This is a genomic window from Quadrisphaera sp. RL12-1S (assembly GCF_014270065.1).
Taxonomy (GTDB): domain Bacteria; phylum Actinomycetota; class Actinomycetes; order Actinomycetales; family Quadrisphaeraceae; genus Quadrisphaera.
The window spans coordinates 16,464-33,646 of record NZ_JACNME010000008.1 but is presented as its reverse complement, the minus strand read 5'-3'; the positions used below and the strand labels follow the sequence as shown (position 1 = coordinate 33,646).

At 76.9% G+C, this 17,183-nt stretch carries 24 protein-coding genes and 2 tRNA genes; 4 read left to right on the top strand and 22 right to left on the bottom strand.

The features are described from left to right. Window positions 1–38 precede the first annotated feature (38 nt). Window positions 39–560, bottom strand: a complete 522-nt coding sequence (locus H7K62_RS14840) for a hypothetical protein (protein WP_186719666.1) — start codon at window positions 558–560, stop codon at window positions 39–41. Between the two features lie 81 nt (window positions 561–641). Beyond that, the gene (locus H7K62_RS14835; RefSeq protein WP_186719664.1) at window positions 642–851 is read right to left on the bottom strand and encodes a hypothetical protein; all 210 of its coding nucleotides are present in this window, start codon (window positions 849–851) and stop codon (window positions 642–644) included. A 141-nt stretch (window positions 852–992) separates the two neighbouring features. Here H7K62_RS14835 and H7K62_RS24065 point away from each other — a divergent pair, with 141 nt between their 5' ends. Beyond that, the gene (locus H7K62_RS24065) at window positions 993–2,303 is read left to right on the top strand and encodes an SDR family NAD(P)-dependent oxidoreductase (RefSeq protein WP_222437659.1); all 1,311 of its coding nucleotides are present in this window, start codon (window positions 993–995) and stop codon (window positions 2,301–2,303) included. Here the strand turns inward: H7K62_RS24065 and H7K62_RS14825 are convergent. The 5 genes from H7K62_RS14825 to H7K62_RS14805 all read right to left on the bottom strand — a co-directional run bounded on the left by H7K62_RS14825 (window position 2,276) and on the right by H7K62_RS14805 (window position 6,270). Further along, on the bottom strand, window positions 2,276–2,995 hold the full coding sequence (locus H7K62_RS14825) for a class I SAM-dependent methyltransferase (RefSeq protein ID WP_370591791.1): 720 nt from the start codon (window positions 2,993–2,995) through the stop codon (window positions 2,276–2,278). The two genes, H7K62_RS24065 and H7K62_RS14825, sit on opposite strands and share 28 nt — an antisense overlap. Beyond that, window positions 2,992–3,423, bottom strand: a complete 432-nt coding sequence (locus H7K62_RS14820; protein WP_186719662.1) for a hypothetical protein — start codon at window positions 3,421–3,423, stop codon at window positions 2,992–2,994. Before H7K62_RS14820 ends, H7K62_RS14825 begins: the two co-directional genes overlap by 4 nt. A 142-nt stretch (window positions 3,424–3,565) precedes the next feature. After that, complete coding sequence (locus H7K62_RS14815) at window positions 3,566–5,164, bottom strand: methyl-accepting chemotaxis protein (RefSeq protein WP_186719660.1); 1,599 nt, start codon at window positions 5,162–5,164, stop codon at window positions 3,566–3,568. A gap of 79 nt (window positions 5,165–5,243) precedes the next feature. Then, window positions 5,244–5,981 (bottom strand): HpcH/HpaI aldolase family protein, encoded by a 738-nt coding sequence (locus tag H7K62_RS14810; protein ID WP_186719658.1) that lies wholly within the window; start codon window positions 5,979–5,981, stop codon window positions 5,244–5,246. 40 nt (window positions 5,982–6,021) lie between these two features. Further along, entirely contained in the window at window positions 6,022–6,270 is a 249-nt protein-coding gene (locus H7K62_RS14805; RefSeq protein WP_186719656.1) for a hypothetical protein, read from the bottom strand. Between the two features lie 152 nt (window positions 6,271–6,422). On the opposite strand from H7K62_RS14805, the gene H7K62_RS14800 reads away from it, so the two are divergent. Next, the gene (locus tag H7K62_RS14800) at window positions 6,423–6,854 is read left to right on the top strand and encodes a GNAT family protein (protein WP_186719654.1); all 432 of its coding nucleotides are present in this window, start codon (window positions 6,423–6,425) and stop codon (window positions 6,852–6,854) included. On the opposite strand, the gene H7K62_RS24060 is transcribed toward H7K62_RS14800, so the two are convergent. Beyond that, window positions 6,851–7,771, bottom strand: a complete 921-nt coding sequence (locus H7K62_RS24060) for a bifunctional methylenetetrahydrofolate dehydrogenase/methenyltetrahydrofolate cyclohydrolase (protein ID WP_186719652.1) — start codon at window positions 7,769–7,771, stop codon at window positions 6,851–6,853. The genes H7K62_RS14800 and H7K62_RS24060 overlap by 4 nt on opposite strands. A 96-nt stretch (window positions 7,772–7,867) precedes the next feature. After that, window positions 7,868–8,746, bottom strand: coding sequence for a hypothetical protein (locus H7K62_RS14790; RefSeq protein WP_186719651.1), 879 nt, complete (start codon window positions 8,744–8,746; stop codon window positions 7,868–7,870). 115 nt (window positions 8,747–8,861) lie between these two features. On the opposite strand from H7K62_RS14790, the gene H7K62_RS14785 reads away from it, so the two are divergent. Beyond that, the gene (locus H7K62_RS14785; protein ID WP_186719650.1) at window positions 8,862–9,380 is read left to right on the top strand and encodes a GNAT family N-acetyltransferase; all 519 of its coding nucleotides are present in this window, start codon (window positions 8,862–8,864) and stop codon (window positions 9,378–9,380) included. Between the two features lie 92 nt (window positions 9,381–9,472). On the opposite strand, the gene H7K62_RS14780 is transcribed toward H7K62_RS14785, so the two are convergent. From H7K62_RS14780 to H7K62_RS14730, 11 genes are all read right to left on the bottom strand, one after another. Beyond that, window positions 9,473–10,063 carry a hypothetical protein gene (locus H7K62_RS14780; protein WP_186719649.1) on the bottom strand — a complete coding sequence of 197 codons (591 nt, stop codon included), beginning with the start codon at window positions 10,061–10,063 and terminating at the stop codon, window positions 9,473–9,475. Beyond that, entirely contained in the window at window positions 10,063–10,662 is a 600-nt protein-coding gene (locus tag H7K62_RS24055) for a DUF6286 domain-containing protein (protein WP_186719648.1), read from the bottom strand. Before H7K62_RS24055 ends, H7K62_RS14780 begins: the two co-directional genes overlap by 1 nt. Then, window positions 10,659–11,150, bottom strand: coding sequence for an Asp23/Gls24 family envelope stress response protein (locus H7K62_RS14770; RefSeq protein WP_186719647.1), 492 nt, complete (start codon window positions 11,148–11,150; stop codon window positions 10,659–10,661). The genes H7K62_RS24055 and H7K62_RS14770 overlap by 4 nt, the downstream gene beginning before the upstream one ends. A 13-nt stretch (window positions 11,151–11,163) precedes the next feature. Continuing rightward, window positions 11,164–11,355 carry a DUF2273 domain-containing protein gene (locus H7K62_RS14765; RefSeq protein WP_186719645.1) on the bottom strand — a complete coding sequence of 64 codons (192 nt, stop codon included), beginning with the start codon at window positions 11,353–11,355 and terminating at the stop codon, window positions 11,164–11,166. 113 nt (window positions 11,356–11,468) lie between these two features. Further along, window positions 11,469–11,828, bottom strand: coding sequence for an Asp23/Gls24 family envelope stress response protein (locus H7K62_RS14760; protein WP_222437658.1), 360 nt, complete (start codon window positions 11,826–11,828; stop codon window positions 11,469–11,471). Next, complete coding sequence (locus H7K62_RS14755; RefSeq protein WP_186719643.1) at window positions 11,825–12,277, bottom strand: Asp23/Gls24 family envelope stress response protein; 453 nt, start codon at window positions 12,275–12,277, stop codon at window positions 11,825–11,827. Before H7K62_RS14755 ends, H7K62_RS14760 begins: the two co-directional genes overlap by 4 nt. Before the next feature lie 253 nt (window positions 12,278–12,530). After that, a tRNA-Ile gene (locus tag H7K62_RS14750) sits at window positions 12,531–12,604 on the bottom strand. A gap of 40 nt (window positions 12,605–12,644) precedes the next feature. Then, the gene (locus H7K62_RS14745) at window positions 12,645–13,997 is read right to left on the bottom strand and encodes a hypothetical protein (RefSeq protein ID WP_222437657.1); all 1,353 of its coding nucleotides are present in this window, start codon (window positions 13,995–13,997) and stop codon (window positions 12,645–12,647) included. A 317-nt stretch (window positions 13,998–14,314) separates the two neighbouring features. Then, window positions 14,315–14,387: transfer RNA gene (locus H7K62_RS14740), tRNA-Asn, on the bottom strand. A 73-nt stretch (window positions 14,388–14,460) separates the two neighbouring features. Continuing rightward, window positions 14,461–14,895, bottom strand: coding sequence for an alternative ribosome rescue aminoacyl-tRNA hydrolase ArfB (gene arfB / locus H7K62_RS14735; RefSeq protein WP_186719639.1), 435 nt, complete (start codon window positions 14,893–14,895; stop codon window positions 14,461–14,463). A 53-nt stretch (window positions 14,896–14,948) separates the two neighbouring features. After that, window positions 14,949–15,098 (bottom strand): hypothetical protein, encoded by a 150-nt coding sequence (locus tag H7K62_RS14730; RefSeq protein ID WP_186719638.1) that lies wholly within the window; start codon window positions 15,096–15,098, stop codon window positions 14,949–14,951. Window positions 15,099–15,154: 56 nt separating this feature from the next. On the opposite strand from H7K62_RS14730, the gene H7K62_RS14725 reads away from it, so the two are divergent. Next, window positions 15,155–15,661: a hypothetical protein gene (locus tag H7K62_RS14725; protein WP_222437656.1), complete on the top strand. Its 507-nt coding sequence runs from the start codon at window positions 15,155–15,157 to the stop codon at window positions 15,659–15,661. A gap of 92 nt (window positions 15,662–15,753) precedes the next feature. On the opposite strand, the gene H7K62_RS14720 is transcribed toward H7K62_RS14725, so the two are convergent. Both H7K62_RS14720 and H7K62_RS14715 read right to left on the bottom strand, forming a co-directional pair. Then, window positions 15,754–16,509 carry a hypothetical protein gene (locus H7K62_RS14720; protein ID WP_186719637.1) on the bottom strand — a complete coding sequence of 252 codons (756 nt, stop codon included), beginning with the start codon at window positions 16,507–16,509 and terminating at the stop codon, window positions 15,754–15,756. Window positions 16,510–16,571: 62 nt separating this feature from the next. Beyond that, window positions 16,572–16,979 (bottom strand): hypothetical protein, encoded by a 408-nt coding sequence (locus H7K62_RS14715; RefSeq protein ID WP_186719636.1) that lies wholly within the window; start codon window positions 16,977–16,979, stop codon window positions 16,572–16,574. Between the last annotated feature and the right edge of the window lie 204 nt (window positions 16,980–17,183).

Sequence of the window (17,183 nt, the reverse complement as noted above, 5' to 3'; positions counted from 1 at the left end):
GCGGCCGCACGTCCCCGCTCGGTCCGGGGGTCAGCGGATCAGCTCGGCGCGTCGTCATCCTGCGTCTCGCCGTCATGACTCTCAGTAGTGGCGGCGCGGCGCTCGTCGGCAGCCGCGCGCCGGGCCCGCGCCGCCCGGCGCCGGTCGGTGCGGGCCTCGACGCGGTCGCTGGCCGCCCAGTCGCGGGCCACCGCCGCGTGCTGGCGGTCCAGCGCCCCGGCGTCGGGCAGCCCCGCCGCGGCGGCGCGTTCGGCGGCGGCGCGGTCACGGACGAGGGCCCGGGTGTCGCGGGCCTCCGCCGCGCGGTCGCGGCGCTCGGCCTCGGTGTCGAAGGCGTCGGCCAGCGCGTCGAGCCGGTCGGCGAGCCGGTCCTGCTCCTGCTCCAGCCGCGCCTGCTCGGCGCTGCCGACGGGCTCCAGCTGCTCGCGGAGCTCTGCCGCGCGCCGCAGGGCCCGCTCCTCCTCCTCGACCAGCGCCTCCTCGTCCTCCGGTGCCGCCGCGGGGCCGCTCCGGACGTCGCCGTCACCGCTGCCGCGCAGGGGCTCAGGAGCGTCGGACACGCGTCCCACCGTAGGGGAGTCCTTGCCGGTCCAGCGCCCCGTGGTGGGTGGCGCGGGAACCGCTCGGGCGGCGGCGCCGCGTCAGCGGCCCGTGCGGTCCCGGCGTCCCTTGCGGCCCTTCTTGCTGCGCTGCGCGGCGTCAGCGGCCTTGGTCAGGCCCTTGGTCACCACGCTGGGGCCGCGGCGGGCCTCGATGCTGCGGGCGGCCTTGCGCGCCACCGCGGCGCCGACGGGCACGGCGACGGACAGGAGCAGCCAGCGGCGGAAGCTGGTGGCGAGCAGGAAGGGCACGGCGTCTCCCGGAGATCGGTCGACGAGGTGCGTCGACGGGGTCGTGGTCGGCGGGGCCAGGGCCCCTCAGGTCGAGCCTTACACCGCAAGGCGCCCTCGGCGACCCGAGCGTCCACCGGGTGGGTCCGGCAGCATGGGCCGGTGATCACGACCCGCGCCGGAGCCCCCCGCACGTCCTCGTCGTCGTCCTGGTCGTCGTCCTCAGGAGCGGTGGCGGTGGTCACCGGCGGCGGCAGCGGCATCGGCGCCGCCCTCGCCCGTGCGCTCGGCGACCGGGGCGTGCGGCCCGTCGTCGCGGACGTCGACCTCGGGGCCGCCCGGGCCGTGGCCGCCCAGACCGGGGGCCGGGCGGAGCGGGTGGACGTCGCCGACCCCGCCCAGGTCGAGCAGCTGGCGCGCAGCGCGCCCGACGCGCGCTGGCTGTTCCTCAACGCCGGCGTCCTCGGCGAGCACCTGGGGGCGCCGTGGGAGGTGCCCGCCGAGGACTGGCGCCGCGTGCTCGACATCAACCTCGGCGGGGTGGTCAACGGGCTGCGGGCCTTCGTGCCGCGGCTGCTCGCGACCGGGGAGCCCGCGCACGTGGTCATCACCGCCTCGCTCGCGGGGGCCGCCGTCTTCGGGGGCGGTGGCGCGTACGGGCCGTCCAAGCACGCCGTCCTCGCCGTCGCCCGGCACGCGGCGATGGCGCTGGAGGGGACCCCGGTGCGCGTGCACGCCGTCTGCCCCGACCTCGTCCGCACGGGCATGTCCCCGGAGGGGATGGCGCCCGAGGAGGTCGCCGCGCACGCCCTGGCCCTGGTCGACGGCGGCGGGTTCGCGTGGGTGCCGCCCGTCTGGCGCGACGCCGTGCGGACCGGGGCGGCGGCCCTCGCCGGCGGGGAGGCGCCCAGGCCGCCTGAGCCCACCCGCCCGGCAGCGGCGCTGCTGCTCAACGGCACCGTCGGCGCGGGGAAGTCCACCACCGCCGAGCAGCTGGGCCACCTGCTCGACCAGCGGGGCGCCGCCCACGCCCGGGTGGACCTCGACGAGCTGCGCCGGGCCTGGCCGGCCCCCGCGCACGACCCGTTCCAGCAGGAGCTCGCGCTGGCCAACCTGCGGGACGTGGCCGCCAACCTCCGCCGCGCCGGCGCCCAGCGCCTGGTGCTGGCCGGGGTGCTGGAGGACCGCGCCTCCCGCGAGCGGTGCGAGCGGGCGCTCGAGTCGCCGCTGGTGGTGGTGCGGCTCCGGGCCGACGTCGCCACCGTGCGGGAGCGCCTCCAGGCCCGCCACGCCGACGACGACGGGCTGCGGTGGCACCTGGACCGCTGCGCCGAGCTGCACGGGGTGCTGGAGGCGGCCGGGGTCGACGACCACGTGGTGGACGTCGACGGGATGGGCCCCGCCGAGGTGGCCGCCGCCGTGCTGCGCGTGGCCGGCTGGGACGCTCAGGCGGTGACGCAGAAGAGGACGTAGCCGTAGCTCAGCGACAGGGCACCCGGGTGCGCCGCCAGCCACGGGCCGGCGACCTGCGGCGGGAACTCCAGCCGCAGCACCGCCTGGAGGTCCGCGCGGCGCTGGAAGTCCCAGCTGCTCATGACCTCGCGGCGCACGGCCCCGCGCTGGGCCCACCACGCGTCCGTCGCACCGGCGGCCCCCTGGTAGGCGGCCCACGGGCTGGCGGCGAGCAGCTCGGCGAACTCGCCCGCGCGGTGGTCGTTGTCGACCACCACCAGCGACCCACCCGGGCGCAGCACGCGGCGGACCTCCGCGAGCCCGGCGTCGCAGCCCGGCGGGAAGAAGTAGGCGAAGCGCGCGTGCACCACGTCGACGCTGGCGTCCGGCAGCGGCAGGTGCTCGGCCGACCCCTGCAGCACCCGGGCACCCCCCGGACGGGCGGCCGCCAGGGGCAGCAGCGAGGGGTCGGGCTCCACCCCGACCACCTCCGCGGCCTCGGCGGTGTACCCGGGCAGCCAGTACCCCGCACCGCAGCCGAGGTCGAGCAGCCTGCGGCCCCGCCACGGGGCCAGCTCGCGCAGGGCGTCGAGCACCAGGCCCGAGGGGTCCATCGCGGTGTTCTCGAGCTCGTAGACCTCCGGCCGGTCGGCCTGGTTCGGTGCTCGCACGAAGTCCGGCGGCGCCCCGCCGGCGCCCGGCGCCGCGCTCACCACGGCCAGCGCGAGGGCCACTGGCGGCGCACGGCGTCGGCCTCCTGCCACTTCACCCGTGCCCGCTCGACGTCCTCGTGGGCGCGCAGGAGGTCCTCCTGGCGCGCTGGGTCGGAGCGCGCCAGGTGCGCCACCACGCGCTCGCGGCGCAGGGCGGTCTCCAGCACCCGCTGCCGGCGCCGCTCCTCGTCCTCGGCGGCGTGGCGCAGGCGCACCTGCTCGTCGCGGGCGCGGCGCTCGGCGGTGCGCTGCTGCTCACCCTCCTGGCGGCGGCGGTCCTCGTCGTCGCGCTGGTGGCGCCACAGGTCCACCGCGGCACGGCGGCGCTGCACGGCGTCGGAGGCCCGCCGCTCGACGGTCTCGTCGTGCTGGCGCCGCAGCTGCTCCCGCGAGGAGCGGTCGTCGTGCGCAGGTCCGTCGGAAGCCACGGTGCCCGCCCCCTTCGACGGCGTGCGCGCAGGTGCGCGCTCCACCAGGGTCGCACGCCTCGGCACTGCCGACCCGCGGCCGCGCCGGGTGCCTCCCGGCCGCTGCCTGCCGCCTGCCGCCTGCCTCCCGCCGCCCGGTGGCTCAGAGGCGGAAGGTGGCCACGGCTCGCTCGAGCGACTCCGCCACGGCGGCCACCTCGGAGGTGACCGCCTCGGTGTCCGCGGCGGTGCGCGTGGTGTCCTGCGCCGTGGCGGCCACGTCGGACACGGTCCGCGCGATCTGCTCGCTGCCGCGGGCCACGGCCGAGACGGTGCGGACCATCTCGGCGGTGGTCGCCGCCTGCTCCTCCACGGCCGCGGCGATGGTGCCCTGGAGGGCGTCGATGCGGGTGATGACCTGGCCGATGCCGCGCAGCGCGCTGCCGGCGGCCTCGGCGTCCACCCGGGTGGCGCTGACCTTGGCGGTGATCTGGTCGGTGGCCTCGGCGGTCTGGCGCGCCAGCTGCTTGACCTCGTCGGCCACCACCGCGAAGCCCCTGCCGGCCTCGCCGGCCCGCGCCGCCTCGATGGTGGCGTTGAGGGCCAGCAGGTCGGTCTGGCCCGCGATGGCCGTGATGAGGGCGACCACCTCGCCGATCTCGCGGCTGGAGGTGCTGAGGCGCTCGATGGTCGACTGCGCGGCGTCGGCGGCCTGCACGGCGTCTCCGGCCACCTGGGACGCCGACAGGGTCGACTCCGAGATGGACTGGATGGCCGCGGTCATCTGCTCCCCGGCGGCCGCCACGGTGGCGATGTCCGCGCTGATGCGGTCGGTGGTGCCGGCCACCTCGGCGGTGGTCGCCGACGTCGTCGTCGCCTCCTGGGACAGCTGGACGGCGGAGGAGCGCAGCCCGGCCACGGAGGAGCTGAGGGTCCGCGCGTCGGTGGTGAGCCCGCGCACCAGCGCGGAGAAGGTGTCCAGGGACTCGTTGGTGGCGGTGGCCAGGACCCCGATCTCGTCCCGCCGCCCCACGGGGGCGCGCTGGTCGAGGCGGCCCTCGGCCAGCCCCCGCACCACTCCCACCACCGCGGTGAGCCGGCCGGTGATCGAGCGTGTCACCCGGGGGGCGGCCACGGCCGCCAGGACCACGGCCAGGACGGTGGTGAGCAGGAGCAGCAGCTGGAGCCGGCGCGTGGCGGCGTCGGTGGCCTCGTGGGCGGCCTTCGTGCGCTCGTCGAGCTGGCCCACCAGGGTGCCCGTGGCCTCGTTCAGCTGCTGCCAGCTGGTGTCCAGCGGACCGTTCAGCACGTCGTACGCCTGTCGGCTCGACGCGGGGGTGTCGGTGCGGGTGAGCTCCAGGAGCTCGTCGGTCTCCTGGAAGTACGTGGTCCAGAGGTCGCGGACCTTCCCCAGCGAGGCCTCCTCGCCGGGGGACAGCTCACCGGCGCTGAAGCTGGCGAGCAGGGCGTCACCCTCCTTGCGGGAGGTGGCGAGCCCGTCCACGTTGTAGGTGTTGGTGGCCAGCGACGGCACGCCGTCCGTCACGGCCTGGGCGTAGACGTACGCCTGCCAGCCGGAGACGTCGGTGTTGTAGTACTCGATGCGCTCCGCCTTGCGCGCGGTCACCTGGAGCGCTGCGAGCGACTCGCTGCGCTGCTGCTCCTGCTGCAGCGCCCACAGCCCGGTGCCGCCGCACAGGACGGTGAGGGCCGTCAGCGCGGCGAAGGCGGCGCCCAGGCGTGACCCGACGGAGTTCAGCACGCCAGAGGCATCGGTCCGCCGCTGCACCGCCTTGACCGGCAGCGCCGCACCCGGACGGGAGACAGCTGGCCGGCGGCGGTCACCCGACAGCGGCGACGGCAGCGGCGCTGATCAGCCCGGTGTCCGTGGCGACCACCACGTCGGTGAACCCCAGCTCCAGCAGACGGCGGCCGCGCTCGGCGCCGCCCCCGAACGCGCCCGCGCGCACGCCCGCCGCGCGGCACGCGGCGACCACGGCCGGCAGCGGTGCGCCTTCGCCGTCGTCGGCGAGCAGCGCGTCCAGCGTGGTGCCCAGCGAGAGCGACAGGTCGTTCGGGCCCACGAACACCATGTCGACCCCGGGGACCGCGGCGATGTCGGCCGCGCGCGCCAGGCCCGCCGCTGTCTCCACCATGACGGCGCAGCGCACCGCGGCGTCCGCCTCGGACGTGCTCGGCGCGGTGCGTCCCACCAGGCCGTGCATCGGACCGAAGCTGCGACGGCCCCGGGGCGGGTAGCGGCAGGCCGCGGCCGCAGCCGCGGCCTGCTCGGGCGACTCGACCAGGGGGACGACGACGCCGGCGGCGCCCGCGTCCAGCGCGCGGCCGATGCCGCTGGCGCGGTCGTCCGCGAGGCGCACCCACACGGGCACGTCCGTCTCCAGCGAGAGCAGGACGTCGGTGAGGGAGCGGTCAGTCCACGCGCCGTGCTGGGCGTCGAGCACCACCCACCCTGGGCGGGCGGCGAGCAGCAGGCGCAGCACGCGCGGGTCGTCCAGGGTGCTCCAGACGGCGAGCCTCTGGTCGGCGGTCTGGTCGGCGCTCTGCTGGGAGGTCACGGCGCGCTCCGTCTTGGTCGTCCTCGGTGACGCCACCACGCTAGCCGCCGGCGAGGTCCGGCTCGGTGGCCCGGGACCTCACCGCGCGGTGATGGACGACGACGGCGGTGCCGCCCACCAGGGCCGCCAGTCCCAGCACCGCGGCGGCGGTCAGGGCCAGCGCCCACCCCTGCCCCCGCCGCAGCTGCAGCCGCCCGTCGGCCGCACCGCTGCGTCCACGCCGTCCTCCTCGCCGCGCCGGCCACCGTCGTCGTGATGGTGCTTCGGGTCCCCGGGACGGCGCGTCCACCGCGAGGCTCCGTGCACCGGGCGGCCCTCCTCCCGCGGGAGGACCAGCGGGGTCGTCTCGGTCGGCCCGGCGTGGGACGTCGACAGGGCACCGCTGCGGGGGCATCATCCGCACCACCGGCGTCCGCCGCGCTCGCAGGGGGAGGTGGGCTCGTGCGCCGACTGGTGTGCGCGGAGGTCGACGCCCGCGACCTCACCACCTGCCGGCTGCTCGCGGCCTTCGAGCGCCGCCGCGGTGCCCTGGTCCCGGTCGCGTTCCTCGCCTTCGACGAGGACGTCGAGCTGGTCCACACCGCGCCCGCGCACCGGCGCCGCGGGATCGCTTCGAGCCTGCTGGCGCGGGCCCAGGAGGAGGTGCCGGCGCTCGGCTACTCCGGCGACCACACGGCCGACGGGGCGGCGTGGGGGAGGGCGCGGGGGCTGGACGTGCCGACCGCCGACGCGCTCACCGAGGACACGGAGGTCGCGTGGGCGGCCGCGTCGGTCTACCTGTACCTCACGCACGCCGAGCCGGAGGACCTGCTGTGGCAGCACCCGCTGCGGCGGCGCGCGCGGAGGCTCCGCTGGCGCAGGGCGGGCAGCTAGCTCCGGGGCTGCCGCGCCGACGCCAGCCGCACGAGGTTGCGCGCCGCCATCGCGATGGTCAGCGGACCCACCCGCGGCACGAAGACGCGTGCCACCTCCTGCACGGACGGGGCGAAGTTGGTGTACTCGGCGACGTCCACGCAGATCGCCCCCTCCTTGACCTCCTCGCCGCGGACCAGCTCGAAGTCGCGCGAGGGCACCGCCGAGATGACCACGTCGGCCTGGGCCAGCGCCGCGCGGCGGTCGACGTCGGAGGCCCGCACGTCGTGCGCGTGACGGCCGATCGCGGGCTCGAACGTCAGCGGCCCCGACAGGTCCAGGGAGTGCACGCGGGCGCCGTCGTTGGCGAGCATCGCCGCCAGCGGGCGGCCCACCACGTCGCTGCGGTTGATGACGCACGCGGTCACGCCCTCCAGCGGCGCGTTCTCGCGGTCGCTGTGCAGGCCCGCCGCCTCGAGCAGCTTCAGGACGGCCAGCGGCGTGCACGGCAGGATCGCCCGGACCGTGCGCTCGGGGTCCACGAAGCGGGTGTTCTCGTACAGGAGCCGCCCCCAGAAGGAGTGCATGCCCTCGACGTCCTTGCGGGGGTCCACCAGCTCGCGCAGCCACCGGTCGCCGGTGCGGTCGGTGAGCGGGTAGTAGAGGAACAGTCCGTCCACGTCGGCGTCGGTGTTGGCCGCGGCGACGGCCGCCTCCGCCTGCGCCGCGGTGGTGCGGCGCAGGTCCAGCTCGATGCCGACGTCCTCGAACCCCCGCTGGGCGTACCGCGCGTACGTGGCCGCAGGGCCCTTCTCCTGGCTGATGAGCCCGACCACGCGCAGCGAGCGCCCCTGCTCGGCGAGGCGCTGGACGTCAGCGCGGACCTGGTCGCGGAAGGCCGCGGCCACCGGGGACGGGTCGAGCACGGTCGCGGTCACGGCTCCTCAACCTAGCCGGGCGAGGTTCCTCACCCGGTGGGGGTCCTGAGCCGCGGAGCCTCGCTGGCCGAGGGGAGAGCTGACGCCCACCACGGGTCAGCGGACCGCCACAGCCGTCTGCGCTGACTGCAGCGGCTCGCCGGTTCCGCCGCTGCGGGAGCCGTAGGTGTCCACCCACGCGTCCGCGCGTCCGGCGTGCAGCGCGGGGGAGCCCGCGGTGGTGGGCCGGTAGACGACGGTGACCACCTGGTCCGCGGGGCTGCACGGGAAGTCCGCGGGGCCGTCGCCCTGCGCGGCCCGCGGGCGGGTCTCGCCGTCCTGGAAGAGCGTGAACGCCGCGCGGACCGTGCCGGTGCACGCCGGCACCACCCAGCGGGCGGCCGCGCTGACGCCGGTGGGGCTGCCCGCGTCCGCGTGCAGCGAGACGCCCTGCAGGAAGCGCGGGACCACGCTCGTCGCCTCGGGCAGCCCGGTGGCGCTCACGACGGCACGTGCGGTGGTGCTGGTGCTGCTGGTCTGCCGCCCCCCGGAGGCCGCCGCGTACGTGGTGGTGGTGAGGACCACGTCACCCGCGGTCAGCGCGCCCTGGGCGGGGTCCGCAGCGCCGTACCGGACCGTGATGGTCTGCGCAGCAGCCTGGCAGGGGTAGGCGCGCGCGCCCTTGTCCTGCAGGTACACCGACCGGCCACCGTCGGCGGTGCGCTGGGTGAGCATGAAGGTCGCGTAGACGGTGCCGCTGCACGCCGGGACGGTCCAGTCGGCGCTCGCGGACGTGGGCACCGAGGCGCCGGCGTCCGCCGTGACGGTGACGCCCCCGGCGAGCCTGGGGACGACGGACGCCGCCGCCGGCAGACCCGCGGCCGCTGAGCCGGTGTGGTGCCTGCCGTGCGCCGACGCAGCGGGCGCGAGCGCCACGGCTGCGGCGGCGAGCAGGGCGGTGGCAGCGGTGGGCGCCAGCAGGCGGGGGAGGTCCACCGGCCGAGCGTGCTCCCGCGTCCACCACGGGATCAAGGGGCTGGACGAAGTCGCTGCCGGCGGCGCCGATGCGCCGCGTGCGGGGGTGGCGAGCACCGGCGGCTACGGTGCAGCGATGGCTGAGGCACCCGTCGTCACGCTCCGCGCGCGCACCCCGGCCGACCTGGACGTCCTCTACGGCATCGCCTCCGACCTGGACACGTGGGAGGAGCGCGACCCGAGCGCTCCCGGTCCCGTGCCCCGCCAGCGGTACGACGCGCAGGCGACGGCCGCGGCCACGAGCTACCGCGACGACGTCTTCTTCGTCGTCGACGTGGACGGCGAGCCCGTCGGCAGCGCCACCCTGTTCGGCTTCGACGCGCTCGCCCGCCACGCCGAGGCCGGGATCAGCCTCGCGGCGGGGCACCGCGGGCGGGGTGTCGGCACCGAGGCGCTGCGGCAGCTGGTGGAGTTCGGCTTCACCCGCCGCAACCTGCGGCGCATCCACCTGCAGGCCATCGCGTCGAACACCGGCGCGCTGCGCGCCTACGCGAAGGTCGGCTTCGTGGAAGAAGGACGACGACGCGAGCACGCCTGGGTGCGCGGCGCCTACGAGGACGTGGTGGTCATGGGGTTGCTGCGCGCCGACCGCTGAGGCGCGGGACCCGGGGTGCCCCGGGAAGGCGACAGCCCCGGACGCCATGAGGCGTCCGGGGCTGTGCTGCCGCGGGTGCGGTCTGGTGCGGGTCAGGCGACGCGGGTCAGGCCCTTGGAGCGGCGGGCGATGGCCACGTGGACCCGGCCGCGCACGTCCGCGCGGGACAGGACCGTGTTCAGGTCCGCGCTGGCGGCGACCATGGCGTGGTCCAGGGCGACCAGGTCCACCTCGGGGTCAGCGACCACGTCCAGCTCGGCGATCAGCTGACCGCGCTCGGAGACCATCTTCCCGCTGGCCGAGCGCACCCCGGGCACCTCGGAGATGACCTGGGCGGCCACCGCCACGGCGGCGTCCCCGTCCAGGACCAGGGTCCCCGCGGCCGACGAACCGGGAAGGCGCACCGGGTCGGCGCCGCGGTGGGGGATGTGGGCCAGCAGCCACCACAGGCCGGCCAGGCCCAGCACCACGGCGGCGGCGGCGGTGGCGTAGGCCCACCACGAGGCCCCGGTGAGGTCGGTGGCCCCAGCGGTGGAGATCTTCTGGGGGACCGCTGAGGCGGGCACGCCCAGCTGGGGCAGCAGGTTCAAGGCCCAGGCGCCCACCAGGGCGCCACCGGCGAGCAGGACCAGGCCGACGACGAAGACGGCCAGGCGGTCAAAGCCTGCGGTCTTGCGGCTCATCAGCTCGCCTCCTTGGCGTTGATGGTGACCTTCGGGGCGTCGGCCAGGGCCGACAGGGCCCGCTGGACATCGGCCTGCACCGCGCCGCGGGTGGCGCCATCACCGGTGGTGGTGACCTCGACGGTGACCTTGCGGCGGGTGGCCGAGGCGGAGGCGTCCAGGACCCCGTCGACCTGGCGGGCGGCGCCGGAGGCCAGGCGGGCCACGTCGCGGGTGGTCAGGTGGGCGCCGAGGTCTCCGCGCAGGACCAGGGCCTTGCGCTTGCGGCGGGAGAAGGCCGCCAGCAGGAGAAGGAGGCCGATGATGATGGCGATGGCGGCGGGCACGGCCAGGGCCGCAGAGGGGGCCAGGCCGTTCAGGGCGGAGATGACCGATCCGAGCCAGGAGCTCTGGACGCCGTTGAGGCGGACCCAGGCGTCCTGGCCCAGCAGCACGGCGACGCCCAGGAGCAGGACGGCCAGCAGGGGCCCGAGCCAGCCGATGCGCCCGGCGCCGGTGGGCAGGGGAGCCGGGCGCAGCGGGGCGCTCGCCCGACTGGCCTGACCGGCCTGGCTGGTCTGGCTGGTCTGGGACTGGCGGGTCTGGGTGGGGGTGCTCACTGGACCCTCCTGGTGGTGGTGGTGCGCTGGTCGCGCACGACGGTGGAGATGGTGACGGCGACGGTGTCGGTGGTGGTGGCGGCGTACTCGCGCAGGCGCGTGGCGACGTGCTCGCGCACGGCGGCGGCGACGGTGGCTGCGGAGTGGGGCCACAGCAGGGCGATCTCGACGCTGAGGCGGGCGCGGTCGCCGGCGACCTGGGCGGAGGCCCGGGGCAGGGTGCGTCCCACCGCGGAGGTCAGCTGGTCGCCGATCTGGCTGGTGATGCCGCTGACGCCGCCAGCGGCCTTGGAGGCGCTCTTGTTCTGGGAGGGGGTGGCCACCCCGGGGACCTCCATGGCGGCGGCGCGGGCGATGGCCACCACCACGCGCTCAGCCACCTCGAGCTGACCGCGGTCGGCGGCGTCCGCTGCGGTCGGAGCCTGGCCCGCCACCGTCAGGTCTGAGAAGTCGACCTCGCGGTCCTGCTGCAGGGATGCGGTGCTCATGCGGGGCCTCCCGTCAGCCGCGGCTGCGGCGGCCGAGGGCGCCGAGGACGTCGATGCGGCCTTCGGCCTGGGCGCCGACGAGCCAGCCGATGACGCCGAGGACGAGGGCGCCGACCAGGGCGCCGAACCCTCCGACCGCAGCGGCGATGGCCAGGAGCAGACCGGCGAGGGCGCCGGCCCAGGAAGCGGGGACAGAGCTGTTCATGGTGTCTCCTCCGACTCGGTCTGGGAGCCCCGAGACCCTCGGGGCACAGGGGCGGGCGGGCCGCCGTGGCGACCCGCCCGCTCAGGTCCGGCGCTGGCGCCGGGGTGGCGCGGTCAGCGCGCCAAGACGTCCTCCACGTGGACGTTCACCGGCTGGGGCACTGCGGTGCCGAGGGCGGCGACCGCGTCGTGCACCGCGCGGGCGGTGGCACGGACGTCGACGCCGTACCTGACGGCCACGTGCACCTCGGTGCCGGTGGGACGCAGGGCCACGCCGTCGATCCGGCGCCCGGGCAGCAGCGTCGCTGCTGACCCTGCGGGACCGGCGGACAGGGCCGCGACCCCGGGGACGCCGAGCACCGTCTCGACCACTGCGTCAGCCGCGGCGGCGTCGTCGACGGCGCCCGGGGTGGTGGCCGCTGCGGGAGCGGCCACCGGGACGGCCCCGGGCGTCGAGGCGGACGAGGGGCTCACTGGACGCGGGCGGGCTTGGCCGGCTCGTCGTCCCCGTCGTCCTCGGAGGGGATGAAGACGTCGGCGACCTCGATGTTGACCTCGGTGACCTCGAGGCCCGTCATGCGCTCCACCGAGGCGATGACGTTGCGGCGCACGCCCGCAGCCAGGTCGGCGATGGACACGCCGTACTCGGCGATGAGGTTGATGTCGACGGCGGCCTGCTTCTCGCCGACCTCCACCGAGATCCCCTGGGCGTGGTTGGTGGTGGCACCCGGGATGCGCTCGCGCAGGGCGCCGATGGCGCGGGAGGCGCCGCCGCCCAGGTTGTGGACACCGGTGACCTCGCGGGCGGCGATGCCGGCGATCTTCGACACGACGGTGTCGGCGATCGTGGTGTGGCCCTGGGACGTGGTGAGCGCACCCGGCTTGGTCGAAGCGACGGCGGTGCTGGTGGTGGTCTGGGACATGGGGTTCCGTCCTTCCCTCTGCCGGCCTGTCGGCCGGTCCTCGTCGGGCTCTTGCGTCGTCCTCCGGGCGGTGCCCGAAGTGCGCGACATGAGGTAGGAGTCAGGAAGCCCGGAAACGTCACGGGACGATTGGTGTGACCTGGGTCACTCCGGCGAGAAGCCTGCCCAGGGGGGCATCGAGGGTCGCGGCCCTCGCAGCGTCAGTGTCTGCAGCCCCTCCACCAGCGCCGGGTCGCACGGCACGGTGATCATGTGCCGCGGGTGGGGCTCGAACCCACGACCCAGGGATTATGAGTCCCCTGCTCTGACCGGCTGAGCTACCGCGGCGCGTCCGCCCGATCGTGCCAGACGGCCGCCGTCCGCTGCGTCAGAGGCCGCGGCCCACCGCTGCTGCCGCCGCCAACCACGTCCGCCGCGTCGCGGGGCGCAAGGCGTCGTACCGCAGCTGCCCGTCCACGAGGTGCGGGTCGAACGGCACGGCGTGCACCTCGCGGGCGAGGGGGCGCAGACCGTCGACCACGCGCCGGACGTCCCTGGTCGAGGCGCGGCGATCCGCCTGCGTCACGAGCACCACCGCTGAGGCGGCCAGCGCCGCCGAGCGCTCGTCCCGCTGGCCCAGGCCCTCGAGCAGCAGGGCCGCGGCCTCGGCGTGGTCGTCGCGCGTGGTGGTCGGCACCACCAGCTGGTGCGCCCGCTCGATCATCCGCAGCCAGGTCGGCTCGGACTGGTCGTTGCCGGAGTCGACCAGGAGGAGGCGGTAGTAGGTGGTGGCCAGCTCGTGGAGGGCGTCCACGGCGTCCAGGTCCATGCGCTGCTCGCTGGCCAGCGCCGGGGGCTGGGAGCGCAGCACGTCGTAGCGGTCCTCGTGCTGGTGGTGCACGTAGGGCGCGAGGTCGGCCACCCCGGAGCCCCGCCCCAGCAGCGCGGGCACCCGCGGGAGCAGGTCGCTGGAGGTGCCCGTGTGGGCGTCCTGCTCGGTGCGCCAGCCGAGGGTGCCGCGGGTCTGGCTGCTCTCCCAGGCCAGCACGCTGCCGCCGCCGTGGCGGGCGAGGACGGCGGCCAGCATCGCCGTGCTCGGCGTCTTGCCCGCCCCGCCCTTGGGGTTGACGACGACGACGGTGCGCGGCCCCGCCCACTGCTGCGACAGGGCCCGGACGTCGGCCAGCTCAGCGCGCTCGGCGGCGCCGGGCGCCAGGTGCAGCCCCACCCGGTTCAGGCGGCCTCGCCAGCCCTGCGCGGCCACCGCCACGGCTTCCGCCCGGCGCACGAAGGAGCTGCGGCCCTCGGGGTGGTCGTAGCCCCAGGGGCGCTTCTCGAGCCGCGGCGCTGCCGCGGGGGCGGGCACCAGCACCGTGGCCACGGGGGAGGGGGTCGGGGCGGTGGTCGCAGCGCCGGCCGCGCCATCGCTGCCCGCGGTGACGACCTCGGCCTCCGCGTCGAGGTCGAAGGACCCGTCCTCGCCGTCCTCGTGCCCGTCGGGGCCTCCGGGCCAGACGGCCCCGGAGGGGAAGACCACCACGGTGCTGTCACCGTCCTCGGAGCGGGTGAGCACGCGCACCGGGTGGCCGAGCGCGGCGGCGCGGTCGGCCACCAGGACGCTGACCTCCTCGCGGGCCTCCGCGGCCGACGGCGCTCGCAGCACGCGGACGCTCCCCGCGACGGTCACCTCGGACGTGCCGTCGGCCCGTTCCACCACGACCACCTGGTCGACCTCGGTCACGCGCGCCACGTCGCCGTCTCCACCCCCGACGACCGCCGGCCTCGGCCGGCAGCCCTCGTCACCGCCGCGGAAGGGTCGCGGGCGGCGACCTCGCTGTCCCGCGATCGGCCCGAAGACCAGGGGCGGGCGCCGCCGTCGAGGCCGTCCCGGCACCCTCGTGCCGCACGGTCCCGCCCGAGCGGGTGCCGGTGGCGACGGTGGGTGGCGCGGGCGTCACCTCGTCGACCAGGACGCTTCAGCACAGCAGCTGCCGGGGCGCTGCGACGGGACCGGCTGGAGCGGCTCTCGAGCTCCGGTGCTCTGCGACTCCGAGGGGGCTCCCGCACTTGGACTCGAACCAAGAACCTGCCGGTTAACAGCCGGCTGCTCTGCCAATTGAGCTATGCGGGACCGGACGCGCCAGCGGCTGCGTCGGAGGACGACAGTACCAGGCGCCGTGCGGGCTCCGTGGGAGGACCGGACCTCACCAGTCGGGCCGGCGGCGCAGCGCCTTGGTGCTGCTGCGCGACTGCTTGGCCTCCGCCCGGCGCCGCCTGGCCCCCGCCGAGATCCGCGTGGCGCGACGGGCCGGTGGCGGTGCCGCGGCGGCCGAGGCGACCAGCGCGGCGAGCCTGTCGCGCGCCGCGGACCGGTTGCGCCGCTGCTGGCGGTGCTGCGAGGCGGCCACCACCAGCACCCCGTCCACCAGCCGGCCCTCCAGCGCCTCCAGCAGCCGCTCGCGCACGGGCTCGTCGAGCACCCGGGAGCCGGCCACGTCCCAGGAGAGCTCCACCCGGGAGTCCGCGGTGTTGACGCCCTGGCCGCCGGGCCCCGACGACCGCGAGAAGCGCCACCGCAGCTCCTCCGCGGGCAGCACCAGCCGGCCCGCCGCACGGCCGGAGCGTCCGGGCACGGTCACGACCAGCGGGCCCTCCGGGCGGTCGGCGCCCGCGGCGGCCCGGTCGGCGGGGCTCAGCTCGGCGACGGCGGCACCTCGTCCTCCGGGGGCAGGTCCTCCAGGGCGGCGACCTCCTCGGGCAGAGGCAGGTCCTCACCGCTGAGGTGGCCCGGCCCGTCGGCCCAGGGGGCGTCTTCGTCCGGCAGCTCCGGAGGTTCGCTCATGAGGCAGTGGTACCCCCTGCGAGCCGTCTGCGCACACCGCCGGGCAGGCTCACGGGGTGGCCGGCTCACTGGGGGACGACGACGACGGTCGCGGCCGTCCGGGCGCGGCGCGCACCGACGTGGTGGTCGACGCCGCCAACGCGGTGGGCTCACGCCCCGACGGCTGGTGGCGCGACCGCCCGGGGGCCGCCCGGCGGCTGCTCGCGCAGCTGGCCCTGCTGGCGCGGGCCGGCGTCGTGCCCGGTCCCGGCGGCGCCGAGGCGGCGCTGGCCGTGGGCGAGGTGCACGCCGTGCTGGAGGGGGCCGCGCGGGCGGCCTCCTCCGAGGGGCTCCACGCCGGCGTCCACGTGCACCTCGCCCCGCAGGACGGCGACTCCGCCATCGCCGGGCTGGCGGACCACCTCGTGGCCGCGGGGCGGACGGTGCTCGTGGTGACGGCAGACCGCGGGCTGCGCGCCAGGCTCCCGGCGGCGGCGAGCAGCGCCGGTCCCGGGTGGCTGCGCGCGGTGCTGGACGAGCTGCGCGCGGGCGACGCAGCCGGCGGGGTCGACGGCCCGGGGTGAGTGCGTCGGGCCGGGAGCGCCTCTCGGCGCGGGGCCGCTCGTAGCGGCTTCAAGTGGAGCCCGGGGCTACCGCGGCCCGACGCGCTCCAAGGCTAACCCCGACCGGGGCCGTCGGTCGCGCGATGGGGAGGACTCGCCGGTGGCGGGCCGCCGGACGGGCCCGCACCGCCCCCGCCGTCGTCGTCCTGCCCGGGGTCCCGGGCCGCCTCGAAGCGCTCCAGGCGCACCTGGCGGGCGGCCCCCTCGAGCTGCTCCGCGGTCCGCACCAGGCGCACGGCGGACTCGGTGGGACCGCCCGCCCGTGCCGCCGCGGCGGCACCGCCGGTCACCGGTGGCAGGCCCTGCGCCGCCCGGGCCGCGCGCCCGGCGGCCACCACGCGGGCGAACGCTGCCGCCCGCTCGAACGTGGTGGGGACGTCCCCGCGGGCGAGCCCGCGCAGCACGGCGTCCACGGAGCGGCGGACCTCGTCTGGACCGGGCGGGTCTCCCACCCCGGCCACGACCTCCATGACCGGCGCGCTGCGACGGCCCTCCTCGAACTCGCGCGCGGCGCCCTCGGGGTCTGCGTGGACCCACTGGCGCAGCGCGAACAGGCGCCACAGCGCCCCCGCGAGGCTGTCCGCCGGGGCGTCCGCCCACAGCGAGGACAGCACCTCCAGGCCGTGCTCGTCGGCCAGGCCCACGAGGCGCGCCGCCACCTCCTCGTCCTGGGAGCCGCGGGCGCCGTCGACGATGAGGCGGGCGGTGGTCTGGGCGGCCTCCTCGCGCAGCGCGGGGTCGCCGCCGCCGCGCAGGGAGTCCAGAGCGGCGGGGCCCAGGAAGGCGGGTCTGCGCGGGTGGTCGACCACGCGTCCATCACAGCACGCCGCGGGCGGGTCCCAGGAACCAGCAGCGGCCGCTGCGCCGGCGCTCAGTGGCGGAAGGGCCTCGGCGGCGCCTGCAGCACCGCGCGCGGGCACCCGCCCAGCGTCAGGCCGCCGTAGCCGAGCGCCTCGTCGCACAGCGACTCCACCGTCCAGCCCGCGTCGATGCCGGCCACGGTCACGGTGATGCGGTAGATGGTGATCTCGTAGCGCGTGGGCGTCCCGTAGGCCACGTGCAGGCTCCCGAGCAGCTGCGCCCCGCCGACGTCGCCCGAGGGAGACCACGGGCGGTCCCAGCGGCTCCAGGTGGTCGGTTCGGACTCCCAGACCCCGCCGTTCTGCACGTCCCGGCGTGCGAGCTCCAGCAGCACCGTGCGGGCAGCCTCCTCCGGCACGATGGCGGCGGGGCGGATGACCTCCGTGACGGGGTCGCGCCGGTGGCTGAGGGTGCTCACGCACTTCCATCGGCACGTGATCACCAGAGCCTGAGCGCTTCACCCTCCTGCACCCGTCCGGGTGGCCCCGGGACCCCCGTGCGACGGACCCGCGACCGGCGACCACGCTGCGCTCACCGACACGCCGGCGCCCGCGACCCCGATCTCCTGGTGCCGTCACGCCGCGTGGTGCATCATGACCGACGAGCAGAACGCGCCGCACGG